Source organism: Carboxylicivirga agarovorans (genome assembly GCF_050589845.1).
Classification (GTDB): Bacteria; Bacteroidota; Bacteroidia; order Bacteroidales; family Marinilabiliaceae; genus Carboxylicivirga; species Carboxylicivirga agarovorans.
This window is the reverse complement of the sequence record NZ_JBNGPA010000020.1, coordinates 1-20,213: the sequence shown is the minus strand read 5'-3', so window position 1 is coordinate 20,213 and position 20,213 is coordinate 1. Positions and strand designations below refer to the sequence as shown.

Genomic DNA, 20,213 nt, shown 5'->3' with positions numbered 1-20,213 from the left:
AAATTATTCAGCTCCTATGCATCAGAATTTAAATGAACATAAGTTACAAATTCAATTCAATAATAATTCTGTAATTTTTGATACATTTGGTTAAAACTTTTTTCCATATGAATTTAAACTTTTCAGGTAGACACCTTTCTCTAACAGACTTTGAAGTAGCTTTTGATGAAAAAGTATCTATTATTACAGGATTAAATGGTTCAGGAAAAACTCAGCTATTAAGCTTGCTTAATAGTTATTATTCGGACACATTAAAAAACCCTGCAAAGGTAAATCAGCCTCCATATTCAAACCTTCAAATAGAAGGAATTAACATATCCCATATAAGAGAAATAGTATATCAAGGAGCAAATATGAATATTGGTAACACTATTTTTAATACTCCTTTTAAATATTCTGACTTCAAGGAAGTTGTACTTTACCTTCTTAATGTAGCTCAACCAAGTAAGGCTAATGAGATTAGACGTTATTTAGGAAAGAATGGTCAAAATCAAAGAGGTACACCGTCAAACAGTGACATTATTACAAACGGTAATCTGCGGATACATTGTGAAGCCAACAATCAATTTTATTTAGATGAAATATGTGATAAATCAGGTGTCTCTAAAGAAGAACTAAAACCATCAACTATTCAAGCATTTTTTCCTTTTGATAAGTTTTTGCTTAATCACCAAAATTTTGAACAAATTTTACCCTTCTTATTTTATTTATATCAATTAAGAGAAAACCTTGACAATTCATTAAAGCTTTCTGAACCACCATGGGTTTTATTGCAAGAAATAATTGATGAATTAGGATTTGCATATGAAGTTATTGCTCCTGATACGCAAAAAATTTCGGAAATACTGGATAATGAGATGGATTTAGTTACGGAAAACCCATATAGGATAATTTTATTCGATAAATCCACAAATCAGAATATTAATTTTAGCAATCTTTCATCAGGTGAAAAAATATTATTTTCTCTTGGCTTTCTAAAATACTCGTACTCTGTATCAGAACAAAATACAAAGCTTATTATCCTAGATGAACCTGAGGCACATCTTCATCCTTCCATGAAGAAGCATTTTTTTCAAATTATTCATGATTTTTTAGCTGTAAAGAAAGGAATCAAAATCCTAATGTCAACGCATTCTGCTACTACATTGGCTCTGGCATCAAAGTATAACGATGTTGGTGTTTATTATATGTCAAAACCAACGTTATTGAAAAAGGATAACTCAATAAATTTTTCAAATAGCATTAATTATTTATCCAATGGATTAGTATTTGTAACACCTGAAACAAAATTTGTTTTTGTAGAAGATAATGATGATGTGGAATTTTATCGAACTATACTAAGTGTTTCTGAAATTGCCAAGGAGTCGAATATTAACTTCATGCCAACTTCTAACGGTGAAGTAAACGGAGGAAAAGATAGGGTTAAAGAATGGGTAAATAGATTTAGCTCCTTTAATTCTGTAATTAAAGGAATAATTGATAAAGACCGAGGTAACCTTGAATATAACGAAGAAAACAAATTGTTGATTCTAAACAGGTATAGTATTGAAAACTATCTATTTGACCCTGTGATTATGTACTGCTTCATTTTAAATAGCAAAGATTCTCAACTTAGTAATATAAACCACCTTGATTTGGATGCAGGTCTCGAACATAAAATTTCAAATTGCGATACAGAAACATTGCAAAAAGCTGTCGATTCAATACTTTCAATAATGAATTCTGTCGTTTCAGTTGATGATGCAATCGAAGGGTTCCACTATGATAATTCCTCAAAAAATCTAAAGATAACTTCTGAACTAAATGAAATAATTGAAGTCAAGTATCTTAATGGTCATAACTTAAAGATACCCAAATGGATTGTTGAGGCTCGTGGAAAAGATTTGAGAAACCTTTATAAAAGCAAATTCAACCTTGGTGGTTTTTCCCATTTAAATGCACTAAAATATATTAGGGCAACCAATCATATCCCAAAAGAACTACCTTGTGCAATGGAGGATTATTTAAAGTAACCATAATTCTATGTTTATAATTAACATCGAATGAAAAAAAATCTAAAAACGAACTTTAGCTAATAACCTATGACCATATGTGACACAAATATTTGGTATGACTTAGATACAAAAGAAAATTCATATAAAGACCTAACACTAACCCCGTTATCCATAAAAGAAATAGCCAATAGCCCTAACTTGGTTAATAGAATCGAGACGATTAAGAATGCTGTAGATAATATTTTTGACTCAGGAAATGAAGTTATAGTTGAGACTCCTTTAGAATATTTGCTTTCGATTGACAACCAAAAATTTGATGGAAAACAACCGCAAAAGAATTTAGAAGATGAATTTGAACTTTTATGTAAGTTAAAAGATGGAATAACATTTCCTGAAGACCAAATTGAACCACTAAAGAAACATATAGATGGAGTCCGAAGTTCTATTGCAGAAAGCACAGCTAATCTTCAAGCCATGCTTATTGAAGTAAGGAAGAATATAAAAGACAATAAGAAGTAAAAGAGCATTAATACGATTGAGACAACGAAGAACGTTATTAGGAAATTCGTAGAAGCTGCGACTAACGGGAAATTTACTTTATCAGAAGATTACGATTGGTCAAAGATTGAGCTATTCCTTTATACCCTTGATGCCTATTTTAAAATTTTAGAAACAAATACTACAATGAAGGTAAAGGATAACGATTGGATTGATTTGTTTAATCTATTGTATGTTTCACCTGATGATAAGTACTTGACAGAAGACAAAGGCATCCTTACGTGTATCAAATATGCTAAAATGGATAAGTATTTAGCGGAAAAAATGCCAGTAGCTAAGAAACTTACCTGAGTCATTTTTGAGTAAACTAGATTTGTAATCGCACAAGCTAATACTAAACGCCCCGAACAATACAGCTAGGACACAATTATAATAACTATTTACTACATATAGCTATTTAACTTGCGTCCGTAAAAACTAACAGGGGTATTATTTTGGGGGCAAAATAATTGTTAATCACCCTTATAACTGTTCAAATACAAATCTTGCTCAATCTTTAATAAAACTAGTATCAACAACTTCAATAAAATATAATAGTCATTTTTACAGACCTCTTCGGAATCTGAATTTGAACCGTGTGCATATTTATTGCGGAGGTCGAGGCCATTTGTATACTCGGATTTATTCAAGTAATAGTTAAAGTACTTATATTCTGATTCAGCAAATAGAGTGTTTCCAAATGATAGTATCCCTTGGTCTACCATCTTATCAATTTCTTCTTGATAACTTTCAGGAAGAACCTTGTAGCTTGCTACTTCGTCAAAATATATTCGCCCAATAGTTACTAGTTGTGGGGCACATTTAATCTTTACAAAGCCCTTTTCATCTACATATAGAACCTCATTGCCAATATATTTTTCAATTACTGGCTTTTCGTATTTGCTAAAATCACCTAAAGCAACATCCTCATTGAAAAGCAATTGAAACAAATTCCTGTATTTGCCCTTAAATGGCTCAATATGATGAAGCATACCTTGGTTAGAAAAGAAGTGGTGTTTCAGCATATTAAATTCATCACCAATGCCATATACATATTTCTTTTCAACCAAACTTGGGATTTTATTTATGCTCAAAGAAGCTGAACTAAGTTGTAAAAGTTCATGGTCAATGTGTCCTTCTTCGACATATAGGGAATATTGCTTTAAAAGCGATTCTAATTCAGGTACAATTAACCTGTTTTTTTCTAAGTAAGATGTGTTTGGGGATGGGAAATTCAATTTAAGTCCTGATAATCCATAATGATTAATCAGCATCTCTTTCATATAGGAACTTAAAACATCTTCAAATTTTCTGTTTAACTTATCATTTAGGTATTGAACATATAAAGCAAGTTGAATATGTGATAACATGCTTTTTCGGGTAAAAACTTGACCTTTTAAGTACTCATTTTTCGATTGCAAACCGAAAATCATTAGTTCATCAAATTCGTGAGCTTTACTAATCAGTGAAATATTTCCAAAAGTATCAAGGTAATCGAACAGATGCCTAAAATTATGCACCAAGGATACATCATCACTTTCTTCCTGAATACACCTAGCACTATATGTTATCTTTTGAGTATTTCCATCCAACTCACTCTTAATTGGTTCTTGTTGAACTTCACTAATGCCAACTTGCAAGCCATACTCAGTGGCTGTTCCACTTTCCAAAATTTCATTGTTAAGCCTTTCCGATAATTTTTTAGCCATTAACCGTGTACGGGGCTTTAGCTTAATGCTATTATCACGAGATTTTATTATTAGTCGAACGTAATTAAGGTTAGCATCTTCACTTCCTAAATACTTAATAATAATCTGTTCCTTATCATCATTAGATAAGCACTTTGGAAAATGAAGGTCACTATCGGGTCTATCTTTAACCTGTTCGTATTGACCAACAATTAATTCAGCAGATTTATCATCTTTAATTAGGTACTCACGTATTTCTTGACCGAAATATTTGACCAGTTTAGGTTGTTTTAATACTTCCCGTATCCATAACTCTTCCTTACCGAGTACTTGCTTAAATACTTCTTTAGAAACTTTTTTATAGGTCTCTAATACTTCATGTAATTTCCAAAATGCAGGTTGGTAGCCAAGTTCAATGGATTCAAAATGTGAAATAAAGTTGCTATCATTAATCTGTTTCCAATATTGAACTATCTTGCCCCACATATTACCTACAATGCTTTTATATCTTGTAACATCTTGTTCAGACCAGCTTGTTAAATATATCTCGTTATCAAAGTATAGTTTGATTTGAAATAGTTCAATAATATCATTAAGTCCAAAATCACCATCTGTGATGAAACTTTCTAATATTGGTTCAGCTTTTTGAAGGTTTATCCCTGCTGACATATCTTCTTTTGAAAAAAATGTTACTCTATCTAAACTGCGCTTGCTCATTTATTGGTGCATTGATTTAACTGAAATTCAACGAATTTAATATATACTTTTAAATATGACAGGGTTGTTATTGATAAACTGAAGACTGCTTTCCCATAATCTGAATCCAAAAATGAAATACGGCATTGATTAGTTTGTTAACTATAATGTATTACTTTTAGTATAATAATTTAATCGTGCATAAACGTCTTAAAGTGCTAAACGTTTACAAACTCTTTTATAAAATGTAATCTGCACCTTAACATTTATAGGCGATATAAACGTATTATGGGCAATTAAAAAAATAGACAACGACATCATTAAATGAGACAAATATTTGGACAATTAACAACTGAGTTAAAAACTCACACAACTCCTAAAACTGTTGGAAAAGACCCAGGATATAGAATTGATTCTTTCAGGGAACTCGTTGAGCAAGTTGCAAAATTATCATATCTGAATAAAGATTATTTGCTTTTTTATCGAGGACAAAAGAATGATTATCTAAACAAAGCAGGTGTTTCAACTTTCTATCCGACAATATACAGAGGAGAATATTTGACTCAGCAGGAATTAAATTACAGATTTGATTTACTTAAAAGTGCTTGTAAACTTTTGGTTCAGGAGTTTAAAAACCAAAAGATTGAAGGTTATCACGAACTGCAAAGGAAAAAATATATTCAGTGGAGCGTTTTACAACATTATGAAGTAACTGGAACTCCTTTGTCTGACGTTACTCAATCTTTGAGAGTGGCTTGCTCTTTTGCTCAGTTGTATAATGAAAATGAAACCGCATTTATTTATGTTTTTGGACTTCCTTATTACTCAAACAGAATTTCTATAAACTCAGAACACGACTTAGTAAATATTAGACTGTTAAGTATTACACCTCCATCTGCACTAAGACCATATTTTCAAGAAGGTTATCTTGTAGGTACTGAAGATATTACTAACGAATACATAAATAAAGGAGAATTAGACCTAAACCAAAGGTTGATTGCAAAATTTGAAATTCCAAACTCTGATGAATTTTGGAATGCAGAATTTGATAGAATTCCTGAAAATGCTTTATACCCAGACAATGACATCATCAAAGATATTTGTGATAATTTAAAGGTTGATTTACAGCCAGAAGTCGAGGATAGTGACTTAGGATTGTTCTTGAAATTATGGACTGAAATTGAAACCATTATCTTAGAACGGGCTAAAAAATATCAAAGAAACGTATTCAATATGAGAAAAGCTCTTTTCATCTTAATGGAAAATGAGGAGCAAACTTATAACTATTTGAAAGAACTCGACCATCTAAGGAATTTTAGGAATAAATTAGTACACAATCCTGCTTCAATACGCAAAGATGACATACGAAAAATGACAGGTAACCTAGAGTACTTGATGAATGAATTAAAAAAAGCCCATAACACTTTGTATAAGTAATGGCAGGCCATGTAGTAAATATCAAGGATTGTAGTCTGCTCAAACTGCGTAGCAGTTTGAAAGGAAAGTGCCACACAACCTACTACTACTCATACAATTTACCGTTGTGTGCAACCTAAACAAACTAATCATGAGTGAAATAACAAATTTGAAGATACCATATGAAGAATTTAAATCACTTGTCATTGAGGCAATAAAATCTCATGGCGAATCTTTTCAATTTGTAAATCTTCAAATTACAATTGCCCAACTTGCCATAAAAAAGGAACTAGTACAAAATCCATTTCCGCCTAATCATTTCGGTGGTACTCCTTGGTTAACAAATAAAGATAAAAACAGGGTTCGTGAAGTTCTTTGGGATTTAATAACAGAACGTGTTCTTACAATTGGTGACTATAGCAATGACTCTTGGCCATTTCTTAGTTTGACAGACTATGGATTAAGAGCAATCGAAGCAGAGCAACCCGTTCCCAATGACGTTACAGGTTATCTTAGCAGACTAAGAAGGGAAATACCAGATATCGATGAAACAATTGAAATATATTTATCAGAAAGTGTAAGAACATATAATATAAATCAATTATTATCTGCAACAATTACATTGGGGTGCGCATCAGAAAAGGCTCTTTTAATCTTAATAGAAACTTATGCAGACACGTATGAAAATGTTGACAAAAAACAAAAATTCATTAAAAAAACCTCTGGAAAATTTATAAAAAAGCAATTTGACGAATTTAATAAGGAAATCCAGGCACTTAAAGGAGATTTACCATTTTCTATCAAAGATGGATATGACAATACATTGATTGGGGTATTCCAAATGATAAGAAACAACCGTAATGGTGCAGGCCATCCAACTGGAAAGAAAGTTGACAAATATACTTTATTTGCGAATCTCCAAGTTTTTATAACTTACTGTCGGTTCATATATGATATGAAAGAGTTTTTTGAAAAAAACAAACATTAAAGGCAGCACACAACAAATTATAAACGTAATGTTGGACAGAGTTCATTTTACAGTCTCTATAGTAGCGACTTGAAAAGAAAGTGCTTTTAAACCCACACTACGCCTGCAAGTGGCCGTTACCAGCAATTAAGACAAGAATAACCTCGAATAGCAAATCTTCAAATTAATTTAAAGATATGTCTAATAAACAAATAAAAGAAAGTATTAATGTTGGCAACTATATTTCAAATGTTAAAGTAATATCAATTGCGGTTATAATCTTAATATATCCTCTTATTAATATTTTAGTAAGCCAATGGGAAAATTGGCAGACAATAATTTCTGCAAGAAAGGCTTTTGTAGAATCGCATGTTTCCAGCAAATATATTGCATCAAATTTTGAAATTGATTCAATATTAGGTGAAGAAGTTTTCACTGATTTTGGGACTATTCGAATTGAATCCGCTCAAGACAATGGTAAAAATATTAATGTCAAATTAGTTGTTTTTCCAAACCACTGGTTGTTAGATGAAGATAGAGTGCCTATTTGGAGTATACATAGGGATTTCACTAAAGAACATCTTAAATCAACCCTCAATAGCTCAGGAAGGTCATATACTTTAAGTGAAGTTGCAACAGGAATGTCAATCAAACCTTGGGAATTTAATACGGACCTTGAAGTTTTTAGAGAAATAAATTGGAAAGTTTACCAATTAATGAGGTCATCAACGGTTACTATATCTAATACCCCAGTTATTTTTCATTGGAAATTAGCTGGTTATGCGATAAGTATTTTATCACTTATATTATTGGTTATTATTCGGAATAGACTAATTGTCATTATAAATAGTAATCAAATAATAGATGAACCATGGATTATTTTACAGGCAAATATTTGGTTTGAGAAAGTCGTTTCTTGGGTTTGGGTAGTCCTATTTACTTTTAGTCCTTTTATTGCAACAGTTTGTTTGTTTGGCCTTGAAATTATTTATTCAATAGCTTTCTTGGGGACAGGGATTAATATTAGTATCTGGATTATTTTGAGTTATAGCATCTTGTCTCCAGTTATAATTTTATTTTCGACTAATACGATTAAAAAAATAGTACAAATAAGAAATCAGCAAATGAAACTTATAAAAGCTATAGAAGATTAGTGGTTGATAAATAAATTGAAATAAACTAATACCAGCATACAATAATGTGTATAATTCATAAGGGGTTCAGAGTTTTTTGAGCGTTATCACCCGCTTCAACTTTCTTGTAACTTGACAGGAAAGTGCCACGCAGTAGGCTACTATTATGCAGTCGTTATGGTAAATTAAAAATGAACAGTCGATTTATAGAACATAATAACACGAAATACGAAGTTCCAAATACTTGGGAAGAATTTGTTAATTCAATGACTTTAAAAGATATTCAATTCAATTCCATAAAACGTGATAGATTCGAAGAAAATTCACATTTAATTAGACTGTTAGATTCATACTTTCAAGAACAACATTCGAAAGGGAAATTTACCCTTCCTGAACTAAAAACAATGGAAAATGAATCAATAGCAATATTCTCGGATTATGGAGGAGAACATAAAGGCAGCAAATATAATTCATACTCTTTCTTGTTTTGCGGTTGGAATCATTGCTATCACATTAGTGAAGCACTAATGAAGGTCAGAGAAAAGTATGATTTGAATAAAAATGAAATCTCATTTAAAAATTTGGATTACGGCCCTTCTTTTAGAGCATTAGATGAATATTTAGAGACTATTGACAAGAATGTTTATGGGTTTTCACTAACAATTCTTATTGACAGGAATTTAAGTTCATTATTTATTGGAAATCAGAATATACATTTGCTTAAGGAAATAGAAAATGCAGGATTGGGGCATTGGCATAAAAAAGCCGCTGAAAAGCTCATGAGGATACTACATATAATAGGATATGTATTGCCTCTTATTGCAGACTCAAATCAGAAAGTTATTTGGATGAGTGACAAAGACCCTGTCATTCAAAATAGTGAAATGTTCAATAATGCTTTAGGATTATTGAAAGCTGTGCTTAAAGTGTACTCGGATAATAAATACAAACAAATTGGTGGGGCAAAATTGCCTTTTGAAGATAAAGATATTCATACAATGGATTTATTAAGTATTACAGATTTGATAGCAGGGGCAGTTGAACAATATTTCACAACTGAGCAAAAAGAAGGAAGCCCATTTGTGAAGAATGGAGCAGAAAAAGTAATTAAATGGTTAGCTAACTCAGGCGATTTCTTGAAAAAGGAGGTGGTATTAATACATAATATTGACAGTAAGTTAAGAATTGAAGGGGTAAAATTTAAGAAAGAATAAAGGGTCATAATAAATGAAATACACCTAAGGACACAACTTTAATAAGTATTTACTATCATTTAGCTATTCAACTTACGTCCTATAGGACCATCAAGGGTATTAGGTTGGATGAAGCATGATTTAAGCACCCTTATTGCTATTCAGGAATATTGTTTCATAAGAAATTCAGTGATTTTAACATATACTTTAAAAGGTGCTTAAAAGTATTATTGATATGCTGAAGATTACTTTTCCATAATCTGAACCCTAAAATGAAATAAGGCATTGATTAGTTTGTTAGCTATAATGTATTACTTTTAGTGTAATAATTTAAACATGTTTAAACGTCTTAAAGTGCTAAACGTTTACAACTTCTTTTATTTCATGTAATCAGCATCTTAACATTTATAGACGATATAAAGGAGTTGGCTACAATTTTAAATTAAAGTACAATAATGGAAATTAAACCGTATTTCAGAAATATAAAAAAAACGATTTTAGAAAATCTTACCGAAGCAAAACAGGATATATATATTGCTATGGCATGGTTTACAAATCATGAAATATTTGATGTTATTTTAAAAAAAGTTGAACAAATTCCTATTCACTTAGTAGTAATTAATGATGATATTAATAACAGGTTGGATGGATTAGATTTTCAAAGATTTATTGATAAAGGTGGCAAATTCTACTTTGGAAAACCTGAAACTCCCATGCATAATAAATTTTGCATTATCGATTCAAACGTGTTAATAACAGGTTCATATAATTACACATATTTAGCGGAAAGTATAAATGATGAGAATATTTTAGTTTTTAAGGGCACTTCAGACGTAATAAGTGATTTTAAAATTGAATTTAACAATATTGTATCTAATCTGCACTTAATTAAATCAATTTCAGAATATTTAAAATCGAATCCTTATAAAAGAGACTCTTTTTCATTTAATAACTATGGAAAGCGAGATATATATCAGCATTGCATTGAAATGAAAAGTCTTGGTTTTGACACTGAAGCTGAGTCGTTATTGAATAAATTGGAATTAAAATCTGAATCAAATTCAGCAAATGATTTTGTTATCAGTGATGTAATTTATAGGCAATGGAGACAAGATTATTATGCAGATAAAATTGAGGTTCTTGAAAATACTCTTATTCTGCATTTTCGCACTACATCATCCAGTAACTGTACTGTGTATTGTCCTACATCAATAGATGCTTGGGTTCTAAGAGATAGCAAGAAAAAAAGTACCACAACGAAGGCTACCAAGATAACAAATGTTAAATTTAATGGGCATGAAATAAACAATACTAATGAAATTAAAGAAGATTACCATTTTTCTTCAGAAGGTCTAACTAGTCCTTCTAAAATACACTTCGATTCTTCAACAAATGGAAAGAAAAACTTTGATTTAACTTGTGAAATACATTTTAATATTGAAAACTTTTCACTCGAAACGGTTGATTTAGTGGAAGGATTACAAAAAGAAGAAGCAACCAGTCATTGGCATTGTTTTGATATAAATTTGATTTTAAACAGAGAAAAAACAGTAGCCAATAATAAATATACGTAATGCGGGGCGATTTGGTAAATTTGAACTTTAAAGCATTTAATAAACAAAGTAGCGGCTTGCCAGTGAAGTACCTTGAAATCCCTTACTACGCATATTCGAGCCGTTGTATGCAAGCAAAGAAACCATGAAGATGAACTACATCAGAAGAAAATGGAATGAAACCAGAGGTGACGAATACGACCATTGGGGAAATTCAATATGGTACTTTGAAACAGAAAAAGATGGCACGGTCAAAAGACAAGTGGAAGAGTATTCTATTGGAATAATAATAAGGTATGACTCTGAATTTTCACACGACAATTATGGAATGCTTAGCGATATGAAATTAGATTTATCAGATACTGAGTTTGAATCTATTCCTGAAGCTGATTTCAATAAAAAATGGACAGAAAGAAATCCTTCACTTTGTCAGACCATTGACGATGATAAAATGACCATTCAGGAACTTGAGAAAATAGAGGTAAGCTTACCGTTATCGGACAAGTTCTATGATGAAATATGGTCCACCAACTTAATCAATAAACTTCAGCATTTACCAATGAAATATGGACCTATTCAGGACTTTGAAGAAGCAATGATTTTAAACGAAGGTTTGGATTCGGCCATTAAGATTTTTAAATCAAATAAGTCAGAGTTTTCTTCTTCGGTTTTAAAAGAATTTGAATCGGTTTTAAAGTTTATAAAGGACACTAAAGCAAATGGAAACGCTCTACAGTTTTGGTTATAAAATGCCATTGGGTGACACGCTAGTATAAACCATATGGCGGTCGTAGCTTTTTAGAAAGCATGGTTCGGTAATCAGTTACCCCACCAAACAATACATCTAAAGGACATAAGTCTAATAAGTAATTTCTATATATAGTTCTTTAACTTGTGTCCTTATAGCTAGCAGGGGGTATTATTCGGTGGGGGTTTAACCACCTTTCACAGCCCTTATCCAAAAATAAATATCCCGAAAACTAAACCTTATTGATTTCCCATGTATTTAATGGTCAAAAAACTATTTAATATGGGACTAAACAAATCAAATGGGCACATGTACCCCTTCATAGACGAAACCTTTAACACCATCATCGGTGAATGTGAGCACAACTGTAAATATTGCTACATGAAAGTACATGAACAGAGTCAGCTTCGTTTGAATCATAAAGCGTTCAACACTGACTTAGGTGCAGGTAAATTTATATTCGTTGGTAGTCATACAGATGTATTCGCTGATAATGTACCTGAAAAATGGATACTTGATACATTTGATACGTGCGAACGATATAGGAACAAGTACATGTTTCACACAAAGAACCCTAAAAGGTTCTACGAAATCATTAAGGATAGACCTTTCAATGACAATTATGTGCTTTGCGGAACAATTGAAACAAACAGGTATATACCATTAATAATGAACAATGCCCCAACACCAAAGGAACGTGCTAAATACATGAATAAGTGTGCAACGGAGCTTGAAACTGCAAACTATGTTACCATTGAGCCAATAATGGATTTTGACCTATCAGAAATGGTGGAATTGGTTAAATCATGCAAACCTAAATTGGTTTCCATTGGTGCTGATAGCAAAAGGCACGGACTTCCTGAACCTAGTATCCCTAAAACAATAAAACTGATTGAGGAAATCAACAAGTTTAGCAAGGTTTACCTGAAAAAGAACCTGCGTAGAATATTGAATGATGCTTACTGCCAAAGTTGGGCAAAGAATCTGCATTCGAAATCAAAGTCACCTTCGAAAGAACCAGCTGCTTTGTTTTAGTATTAGCTTCTACACGCCACCCAAAACTTACGAACATAGTCACGGTCAACAGCTGTTTCTAATTCGGCACACACCTTTTTATGATGGTACTTTACATCGACTTTCATCTTTTCTAACAGCCCTACATTCCTTGCTTCAAGCTTTTCAATATCAGCTTCACTTGGTATAGTGTTCGACTTTGAAGAATTACAAGTTTGATGAGTAAAAACCAAGTTCCATATATCATCCGAATAAAGGAAAGACCAAGGAATCACATGGTCAATAGCAGGTGTTTCATCAACTATTGGTTCACCGCAAATAAAACATATATGGTTAGGGTTTTCTATTTCAAGAACTGGTCTGAAAGGTGATAACGGCTTACGCTTTATGTTGGGAAAGTCAATTATGCGAACCTTCTTTGCAATGCGTGGTGCTGAATTAAATGTTTCCAGTACTTGAGTCCATTTGTAATTTATCGCTTCATATAGTATATCAGAATATTCAGCCAAAGCTGCTGCATTATTAACGGTTAATTCGTTTTCCCCTTTCTTGTATTCATAAACTGGCAAGTGTTGTTTATTAACCAAAGGAAATCGCCAACTAACATCCGACTTTAAGGTTTGAACAATCTTCTTCGTATTAATATCAATTTTCGATTCGACCTTTTCAAAGTGTATTGGTGTTCGGGACTTCTTGGTTTTATAGTATTCTTCAATTTTAACCTTTACTTCAGTTACGATTTCAGGTACAAGATTGGGGTTATTACTTTGCTGTAAGTCGAAGTAAATGGTTTGATTCCAATAGTACTTGAAGACTTTCTTGGCTATTTCTTCCAGTGAAATAACCGTTATAGTAGGCTGTTCTACGCATATTTCAATTATGGCTTTAGCCCATGTCAATTTATATGTATTGACATTGCTGCCATTACGAATTACTTGCAGGTAATCTTTTATAATCTGTGGAATCATAGGATGTTTCATCAATGAATGATAAATATAAAAAGAATTATCAGCATGGAACTACAGCCAATTAAAGTTAAAGTATCTGAATCAGCACCAAAGCCCTGGCATATTGGGCAAAAGAAATACACAACAATTACTGGAAGCCTAAATAAGGGGGACCAAGATTACCCTTACACTATCGCAGTGTATGGCATTAATGATTACCTGACTGAAGTCCACTTCAATAACCTTTATGAAGCAGCCCAAGCACTGGTAATCTTGGTGGAAGAAACCGACATTAATTTCAATGCTGAAATAACAAAAGGTGAATCTGAAAATAGGCATTCATCTTATAAAAGCTATTCTTATGAAGATGCGTGTGATTACTTAAATACAGTTGAAAAGCTTGAACTGCTTTTGATATGAAGTACATAGACTGTAACAACATACTACCCAATTTGATGTCAAAGCTTAAAGTAAATGACCTTGAATCACTTAAAAGGAATTTAAATCAGCATCCATATCAAATTCGTGTCGTTTATAATGACCTTGAAGAACGCACTGTTGACATTGATTCATTTGATATAACTATGAACGTCTTTTATCGTGCTAGTTTGAAATTACCCGATGTGAAGAAAGTCTTCATTCAGTTTTTTGCTGTTGTACGTGATGATATAGTTTTAAAGGTTTACGATAAAGATGATGTGCTTAAAAACAGGGTAGTTCCTAAAATTCAAGAACTTTTCTAAATTATGAAGAAAAAAGTCGGTGCATACGTGTTGCTGAATAAGCGAGTGCGTGAAGATGAATTTAAATATACATTCTTCGATACTTTGCTTTTAGCTGCACGTGCGATGTATAAACTAGCCAATCAGCCTAATCATGATAAACACATTCATATTCTAAAGTATTCAGATTATCTGTTATTAAAGAAACACAGAGAAGAACGGACAGCTGAAAATTTGAAAAAATGCCACAAAATCAAAGCTATAGAAGTTGAGGATTTGGACGAAATTCTTAACGGATATAAGTTGAATTTACTTTAACCGACATTGGCTTGAAAGGTTAATTTTAAGTTGGTTAAATCGACACATACCATGCTTCCATAACCTTTTTTGTCTGTCATATAGCACCCATTATCAATGTTCAGCACTTTTGTTTTATTGAAACCTTCCATCATTTTTTCAATCTGACTTTTTTCAATTGGGACGTGACCGTGTATGATTTTCCAATTACCAAGCCAATCGTAATCAATACTACCATACCAGTTCTGAATCCAACAAGCACTGCGCTTGTCATCAAATGGGTTGCTAACATCAAAATTTAAACCTGCATGAACGAAGATAAATTCATCATCTTGATGGATTGGCTTTAGTTTGGAAAACCATTTGAGGTACTTCGCATCCAACTGATTTAAATGATTAATCCCAAAGCTTTCTAAGGTTTCCTTAGCACCTGAAGTCCAATCTTCAAGTTCCAATGAATCAAATACCATTTCTTCATGGTTACCTTTTAACGCAGTGATATTATACCCTTGATTCTGAAGGTCGATAATGTAATCAACAACTTTCTTACTATCCTTCCCACGGTTGATATAATCACCTAACAGAAATAATTCATCACTTTTAGATAGCCCAATCTTATTAAGCAGTTCATTAAAAGTGTTATAACAGCCGTGAATATCCGATATAACATACTTATTTGTCATCAGATTAAATAGTTGATGATACTTGGTTAGGAACTAAAAACGGTGCAATAACTTTTGCTATTTTAGGTATCCTGCTGTTCCAACTTCCTTTTCTTGAAAAACCAACAACTGGAATTTTCTTTTCATCAAAGGTTCTTTCTGTTCGTACTATTTCTTTGCCTTTGTGAACTGTGTAAGTAAAATCATTTAATGCTGCCATACCCATACAAACAATTACTTTGGGTTCAATAAGCTTTACCAAATGGTTTATTGAACTGATAAAATACTTCCTAACAACCCATTCATTAATGGCTTTTTCATCGCCTTGAGATGTTTTCCATAAATCTTTTAAAGTAGCTTCCTTTGCCAATGCTTGATGAACCTTTTTCAAACCTTTAGTATCTGTAGTTGACACTGGATAAAGGTTTGTATACATGATATTTTCCCCGAATTCATCATGCCAAAAAGGAACAGAAATATTATCGTAGTTATGATTTGCTTCGGGATATTTTAACTTAGCTATTTCAAAAAGCAAGTCAATCATATTTTTGGGGAATTGATTGTTCACTTTTTTATCCCTTTGATACCAATTATGGCTTACCCATTCTTTTGGTTTTCTGAACCTACCCCTAGCATTACCACCTTTAAACCAATTAATTTCTTTTGGTGGTTCATTACCATCAAGACACGCATTTACTGGAATAGGCTTGTTATTATTCATCGCTTCTTTGTATTCACCATCACCATTATTAATTCCGACAAATAGAATATCAGGCTTATAAATAAGTGGGCTTTGAAGTGTACTTATCCCTTTATAAAATTGTTTATATGGCTTTTCTTCTTTGTGGGTAGCGAAAAAATCTACCACTTCGGATATGCGGTTTTCGATAATTGTGTATTCCTTCAGAAGTTCTTCTTGATTCATGTGTATTAAGGGTTAAAGTAAGTTACTAAGCTAATCAAATGTAACTGAAATACGTTTGTGAAACCATCGTTTGTTTTAATAGTTGCTAACTTTCATCCAACCTGCTTTCAAGTGCCTTTCGTATTTCTTGGGCGATTGGTTTAAATTCGACATCATCAAATTCATCAGTCTTAGCATTATTGCACCAGTAGCAGCATGGAACACAGTTTTCCGTTGTGTATTCAAGGTTTGGTTTCTTTCTGTCAATTTCCATGGTATACCCACGTGTCGAATGTTTCTTGAAGATTTTTTGGTTGTCGGCTAATTTGCTGATTGTGTCTAAAGTCATTTTGCAATATTCGCAGGTATCTGCTTTACTGTGGTTTTCAAAAATATTGTAAGGGTATCTGATTTCAAATTGTTCCATGTAATCAGCGAACCAATCGGATTCATCTTCTTTAGAAAGGGAAATATCTGTTATTGCTTCGTAAGCCCCTTCTACAGTCAAAGTTTTACCTATTCCTTTTAATTGGTCGTTGTCCAACCATTGACAGTATTGCGCAGTGTAGATTGCGATAATAGCTTCCTGTTCTTCCAATTTAAATCTTAGGAAGTTTTCTTTATTAAAAACCATTTCATTTACAGCACAATTGAACTTAAAGAAGCGTAAGCGTGTATTGAAGCTTTGTTTTGCCTTTTCGTTGTATGTTGACATAGATTATTTTTATAAGTCACCTACTGCATTTTGGGTAAGTATACCTTCAATAGTATCACGAACTTTCGTTAGTTGTTCCACTTGTTCGATACTTAATTCACCCTTACTTCCCTTTTCGATAATTGTGCTTGGGTTGAAGGGATATGGTTTATAACCATCTTTAAATTCAACCAAGAATAGGTCAAATAAACTTACATCGAAGAATTCACCTAATCTTAATAAAGCATCAATCTGAGGATAACTTTGTCCGATTTCCCATGAAGCATATCTAGGTTTCGTGACACCAATATATTCTGCAAATTGAGTTTGGTTCATTTCTTTTTTAGAGCGCAAATGCCTGATATTCTGCTTAAAATAGTTCATAAATGTATTTTACATTATTCTTAAATTGCAACATCAAATATATGCACAATTGTGCATATCAACAAATTACGAAATATTAAATGTAATTTTCATTGTTTATATGAAATATTCATTATATGTTTGCAATGAAAATTACATTATTAATTAAACAGATGAATATGGATAAAAGTATTTTTAAAAGAATTCCAAAAAATTACAAGCCTGAGGTTGATTTAGATTGTGCAATTAGGGTTCATTTTAAGTGTCTAAATATCGGTGATTGTAACCATTCAGAAACTACCGAAATACCACACAGTCATTTTGCAAATCATAATTTGCGATGCCCTGAATGCAATAGCCCTATGGTATTCGATATTTTTTCAAGCAAATATTATTATAAAAACCTTGTCCACGGTCAAAGAATTGAAGCACTGAACATTGTTGATGATGCTATAACAGGTACAACTGAATTTCTTTTGGATTACATTATTTTTTATCGTGACAATGTAGTGACTTCATGGAAAAAGAAAGGTGATGAACTAGGTGAAATAGATGCAGCAGATAGAACAATGAAACAGCTAATGTTATATTCTAAAGCATTTCTTCGTAATAATTTTGAAGATATTGATTTCGATTCACTATGTCATAGTAATAAAACAATGGAACTTGCAAACCAACTTTATGGTGAAGGAACTTGTATGGTTAGAACTTAACCTATATGATGGACATGAAGTTGTTAATAAACTGAAATTATATTACATCTAAAATGAAAACAATCATTTACATCATCGCAGGGAAGTAAAACACATCAAGTTTACTTCCCTTTTTTTATTCCAATTCAATAATATCCCCACCAAAGAAATTTTCACGCCTTTTTTCATAGTCCATGCCTTTCAAGGTTTCAACGTACCGATTCATATTTGTTATTTGATTGGGTAATACAATATCCGATAGCCCATGGTCTTCGGGTATCTTTCGGTCAACGACAAGATGGATGTCTTCGCTATTGTAGCCAATTAAATTCTTTGCAACCGAAGCTGTACTAATAAAGTCCATCGAATCATCATCAAGCATTGATGTGTAATAAACGATTTGTGGCAATACTAAGTAAGCCCCTTGTCTTATGTGAATAAGCAAATTATCAACCTTGCGACCATCTATGTATATCACATCTTCAATAATTGTAGGGTTAGCAACGAATATAAATTGCGAATCTTCACCTTGCTGCTGTAAATGCTTAATAGTTTCATCTACTGTTTTCATACGTTAAAATTTGGAACTGGTGCGTGGGAATGTGCACCATTGATTAGACGTATACAAGGTAGGTAAAAGGTAGATGTTGAACCAGGGAATAATCAAAAATCTAGGTCCAAAGAAAAAAAACGGTCACACATATGATACTAAACTTCCTATTACTTACTTTAGGTTGTAGTTCTTTACGTTATCAAGCCCCTTTCCTTTAGAACATCCTATTTTATGTCACCCAAATGAATCAATATTCCTTCGTCCATAAACTTCACCCCAAAAATCTTTATTCAAGCTAATATCTTCAATGCTTGTTTGCTTTAAATAATCATCTTGATTTTCGTATATCATTTCAGTTGTTAAAAAGGTCTTGAAATGAAATAGATTATTTGTTGATAGTTCTTCCATATATCCAAGTCCGATTCCCTGATTAAAACGACCGTAAATACCATCTTTATACTTGTCATTATCTGAATAAGTCCTAGCTTGAACCATTTGATTACACTGAATAAAATGCTTTAGCAGGTCTAATTTTGACAGACCTTCATCATTTAGGAATCTTTGATTGTACCTATCAAGGAAATGCGATGTATAATGGTACATGTCTTGTTGAATTCTAGCTTTACCTGACAGGTATGAATATTCGTCATTAACTGGATTCTGTGAAATCATAATGCCATTTATTCCATATTCATTAAGGTAGTATACAACTGGAACAAATATTGGGTCTTCTAAGTAATGATTTACAAATATTAGCCAATCATTTTTTAATGGTGACTTATATTCAAACATCTGCTGATAATGCTTCTTCCTTGATTTTAAAGCCATGCGATGTGTTTTCTTCATTATATGGCCTGTCTTAGTATAAACATTCTTGAAATCGCTTATGATTTCATTGGCTAATTCCTGTGAAGACATTGATGGTACTATCATAACGGATTAAAAATAGAACTTTTTAGGTAAGATGGTATCTGCATTACGATATTAAATCGGAAAGATTGAAATATTAGAAGACTTGAAAGTGTTGGGTAGGTATGTAGAACAAGATAGGGATGAAGTATTGGATGGAAAGTATAGAAAATATTTCCACGAATATCATCTTAAAGATTACATTTGATTTGTGTTTGTTTGTGATTCATTGTGCAGTGTTTGTATCTTATATGTATCACCTAGGCTTTAATGTGCAGAATAATAGCACTATATACTTTCCGTATCGGAAAGTAATGTTAGAATTTATCAATTCTTGGGGAATGAAAATAAATGAAAACAACAACCAATAAAGTGTAATTATAGTGCTGGCATACTGAGATATGTGTTTGACGTCAAAACTTATTGGACAAATTGAAGCTTAAAATTAAGAGATACTTTTAGTTCTACAAACAGCTAAATCATGATGATAATGATGAGCTGTTGGAACTGTTGTAAACTCAAAGAGTTTTC

At 32.2% G+C, this 20,213-nt stretch carries 22 protein-coding genes; 14 read left to right on the top strand and 8 right to left on the bottom strand.

The features are described from left to right. The first annotated feature begins 107 nt into the window (after positions 1 to 107). From ACRD69_RS17420 to ACRD69_RS17410, 3 genes are all read left to right on the top strand, one after another. The gene (locus ACRD69_RS17420) at positions 108 to 2,012 is read left to right on the top strand and encodes an AAA family ATPase (RefSeq protein ID WP_430816403.1); all 1,905 of its coding nucleotides are present in this window, start codon (positions 108 to 110) and stop codon (positions 2,010 to 2,012) included. Positions 2,013 to 2,081: 69 nt separating this feature from the next. Next, positions 2,082 to 2,513: a hypothetical protein gene (locus tag ACRD69_RS17415; RefSeq protein WP_430816402.1), complete on the top strand. Its 432-nt coding sequence runs from the start codon at positions 2,082 to 2,084 to the stop codon at positions 2,511 to 2,513. 165 nt (positions 2,514 to 2,678) lie between these two features. After that, positions 2,679 to 2,843 carry a hypothetical protein gene (locus ACRD69_RS17410; RefSeq protein ID WP_430816401.1) on the top strand — a complete coding sequence of 55 codons (165 nt, stop codon included), beginning with the start codon at positions 2,679 to 2,681 and terminating at the stop codon, positions 2,841 to 2,843. 161 nt (positions 2,844 to 3,004) lie between these two features. On the opposite strand, the gene ACRD69_RS17405 is transcribed toward ACRD69_RS17410, so the two are convergent. Next, complete coding sequence (locus ACRD69_RS17405) at positions 3,005 to 4,936, bottom strand: hypothetical protein (protein WP_430816400.1); 1,932 nt, start codon at positions 4,934 to 4,936, stop codon at positions 3,005 to 3,007. A gap of 303 nt (positions 4,937 to 5,239) precedes the next feature. Here ACRD69_RS17405 and ACRD69_RS17400 point away from each other — a divergent pair, with 303 nt between their 5' ends. The 7 genes from ACRD69_RS17400 to ACRD69_RS17370 all read left to right on the top strand — a co-directional run bounded on the left by ACRD69_RS17400 (position 5,240) and on the right by ACRD69_RS17370 (position 12,960). Next, positions 5,240 to 6,352: an FRG domain-containing protein gene (locus tag ACRD69_RS17400; protein ID WP_430816399.1), complete on the top strand. Its 1,113-nt coding sequence runs from the start codon at positions 5,240 to 5,242 to the stop codon at positions 6,350 to 6,352. A 130-nt stretch (positions 6,353 to 6,482) separates the two neighbouring features. Next, positions 6,483 to 7,319 (top strand): hypothetical protein, encoded by an 837-nt coding sequence (locus ACRD69_RS17395; protein ID WP_430816398.1) that lies wholly within the window; start codon positions 6,483 to 6,485, stop codon positions 7,317 to 7,319. A gap of 176 nt (positions 7,320 to 7,495) precedes the next feature. Continuing rightward, the gene (locus ACRD69_RS17390; protein WP_430816397.1) at positions 7,496 to 8,452 is read left to right on the top strand and encodes a hypothetical protein; all 957 of its coding nucleotides are present in this window, start codon (positions 7,496 to 7,498) and stop codon (positions 8,450 to 8,452) included. Positions 8,453 to 8,622: 170 nt separating this feature from the next. Further along, the gene (locus ACRD69_RS17385; protein WP_430816396.1) at positions 8,623 to 9,645 is read left to right on the top strand and encodes a hypothetical protein; all 1,023 of its coding nucleotides are present in this window, start codon (positions 8,623 to 8,625) and stop codon (positions 9,643 to 9,645) included. 434 nt (positions 9,646 to 10,079) lie between these two features. Continuing rightward, positions 10,080 to 11,198, top strand: coding sequence for a phospholipase D-like domain-containing protein (locus ACRD69_RS17380; protein WP_430816395.1), 1,119 nt, complete (start codon positions 10,080 to 10,082; stop codon positions 11,196 to 11,198). 124 nt (positions 11,199 to 11,322) lie between these two features. Continuing rightward, positions 11,323 to 11,925, top strand: a complete 603-nt coding sequence (locus ACRD69_RS17375) for a hypothetical protein (RefSeq protein ID WP_430816394.1) — start codon at positions 11,323 to 11,325, stop codon at positions 11,923 to 11,925. Between the two features lie 282 nt (positions 11,926 to 12,207). After that, positions 12,208 to 12,960, top strand: coding sequence for a DUF5131 family protein (locus tag ACRD69_RS17370; RefSeq protein WP_430816393.1), 753 nt, complete (start codon positions 12,208 to 12,210; stop codon positions 12,958 to 12,960). 2 nt (positions 12,961 to 12,962) lie between these two features. On the opposite strand, the gene ACRD69_RS17365 is transcribed toward ACRD69_RS17370, so the two are convergent. After that, on the bottom strand, positions 12,963 to 13,919 hold the full coding sequence (locus tag ACRD69_RS17365) for an HNH endonuclease (RefSeq protein WP_430816392.1): 957 nt from the start codon (positions 13,917 to 13,919) through the stop codon (positions 12,963 to 12,965). A gap of 33 nt (positions 13,920 to 13,952) precedes the next feature. On the opposite strand from ACRD69_RS17365, the gene ACRD69_RS17360 reads away from it, so the two are divergent. Genes ACRD69_RS17360 through ACRD69_RS17350 form a run of 3 tightly spaced genes read left to right on the top strand, consistent with a single transcriptional unit; the run spans position 13,953 to position 14,926 of the window. Further along, a complete protein-coding gene (locus ACRD69_RS17360; RefSeq protein ID WP_430816391.1) occupies positions 13,953 to 14,306 on the top strand; it encodes a hypothetical protein in 354 nt (117 codons plus the stop codon). After that, positions 14,303 to 14,629 (top strand): hypothetical protein, encoded by a 327-nt coding sequence (locus ACRD69_RS17355; protein WP_430816390.1) that lies wholly within the window; start codon positions 14,303 to 14,305, stop codon positions 14,627 to 14,629. Before ACRD69_RS17360 ends, ACRD69_RS17355 begins: the two co-directional genes overlap by 4 nt. A gap of 3 nt (positions 14,630 to 14,632) precedes the next feature. Further along, entirely contained in the window at positions 14,633 to 14,926 is a 294-nt protein-coding gene (locus tag ACRD69_RS17350; RefSeq protein WP_430816389.1) for a hypothetical protein, read from the top strand. Here ACRD69_RS17350 and ACRD69_RS17345 read toward each other — a convergent pair. The 4 genes from ACRD69_RS17345 to ACRD69_RS17330 form a co-directional block, all read right to left on the bottom strand. Continuing rightward, positions 14,923 to 15,588: a metallophosphoesterase family protein gene (locus tag ACRD69_RS17345; protein ID WP_430816388.1), complete on the bottom strand. Its 666-nt coding sequence runs from the start codon at positions 15,586 to 15,588 to the stop codon at positions 14,923 to 14,925. The genes ACRD69_RS17350 and ACRD69_RS17345 overlap by 4 nt on opposite strands. Positions 15,589 to 15,592: 4 nt before the next feature. After that, positions 15,593 to 16,492, bottom strand: a complete 900-nt coding sequence (locus ACRD69_RS17340) for a hypothetical protein (protein ID WP_430816387.1) — start codon at positions 16,490 to 16,492, stop codon at positions 15,593 to 15,595. Positions 16,493 to 16,577: 85 nt separating this feature from the next. After that, positions 16,578 to 17,186 carry a hypothetical protein gene (locus tag ACRD69_RS17335; protein ID WP_430816386.1) on the bottom strand — a complete coding sequence of 203 codons (609 nt, stop codon included), beginning with the start codon at positions 17,184 to 17,186 and terminating at the stop codon, positions 16,578 to 16,580. A 9-nt stretch (positions 17,187 to 17,195) separates the two neighbouring features. After that, positions 17,196 to 17,549 (bottom strand): helix-turn-helix transcriptional regulator, encoded by a 354-nt coding sequence (locus ACRD69_RS17330; RefSeq protein ID WP_430816385.1) that lies wholly within the window; start codon positions 17,547 to 17,549, stop codon positions 17,196 to 17,198. Positions 17,550 to 17,707: 158 nt separating this feature from the next. Here ACRD69_RS17330 and ACRD69_RS17325 point away from each other — a divergent pair, with 158 nt between their 5' ends. Beyond that, positions 17,708 to 18,241, top strand: a complete 534-nt coding sequence (locus tag ACRD69_RS17325; protein ID WP_430816384.1) for a hypothetical protein — start codon at positions 17,708 to 17,710, stop codon at positions 18,239 to 18,241. Between the two features lie 115 nt (positions 18,242 to 18,356). On the opposite strand, the gene ACRD69_RS17320 is transcribed toward ACRD69_RS17325, so the two are convergent. Further along, positions 18,357 to 18,791, bottom strand: coding sequence for a hypothetical protein (locus ACRD69_RS17320; protein ID WP_430816383.1), 435 nt, complete (start codon positions 18,789 to 18,791; stop codon positions 18,357 to 18,359). 216 nt (positions 18,792 to 19,007) lie between these two features. Then, entirely contained in the window at positions 19,008 to 19,619 is a 612-nt protein-coding gene (locus tag ACRD69_RS17315; RefSeq protein ID WP_430816382.1) for a hypothetical protein, read from the bottom strand. Positions 19,620 to 20,213 lie beyond the last annotated feature (594 nt).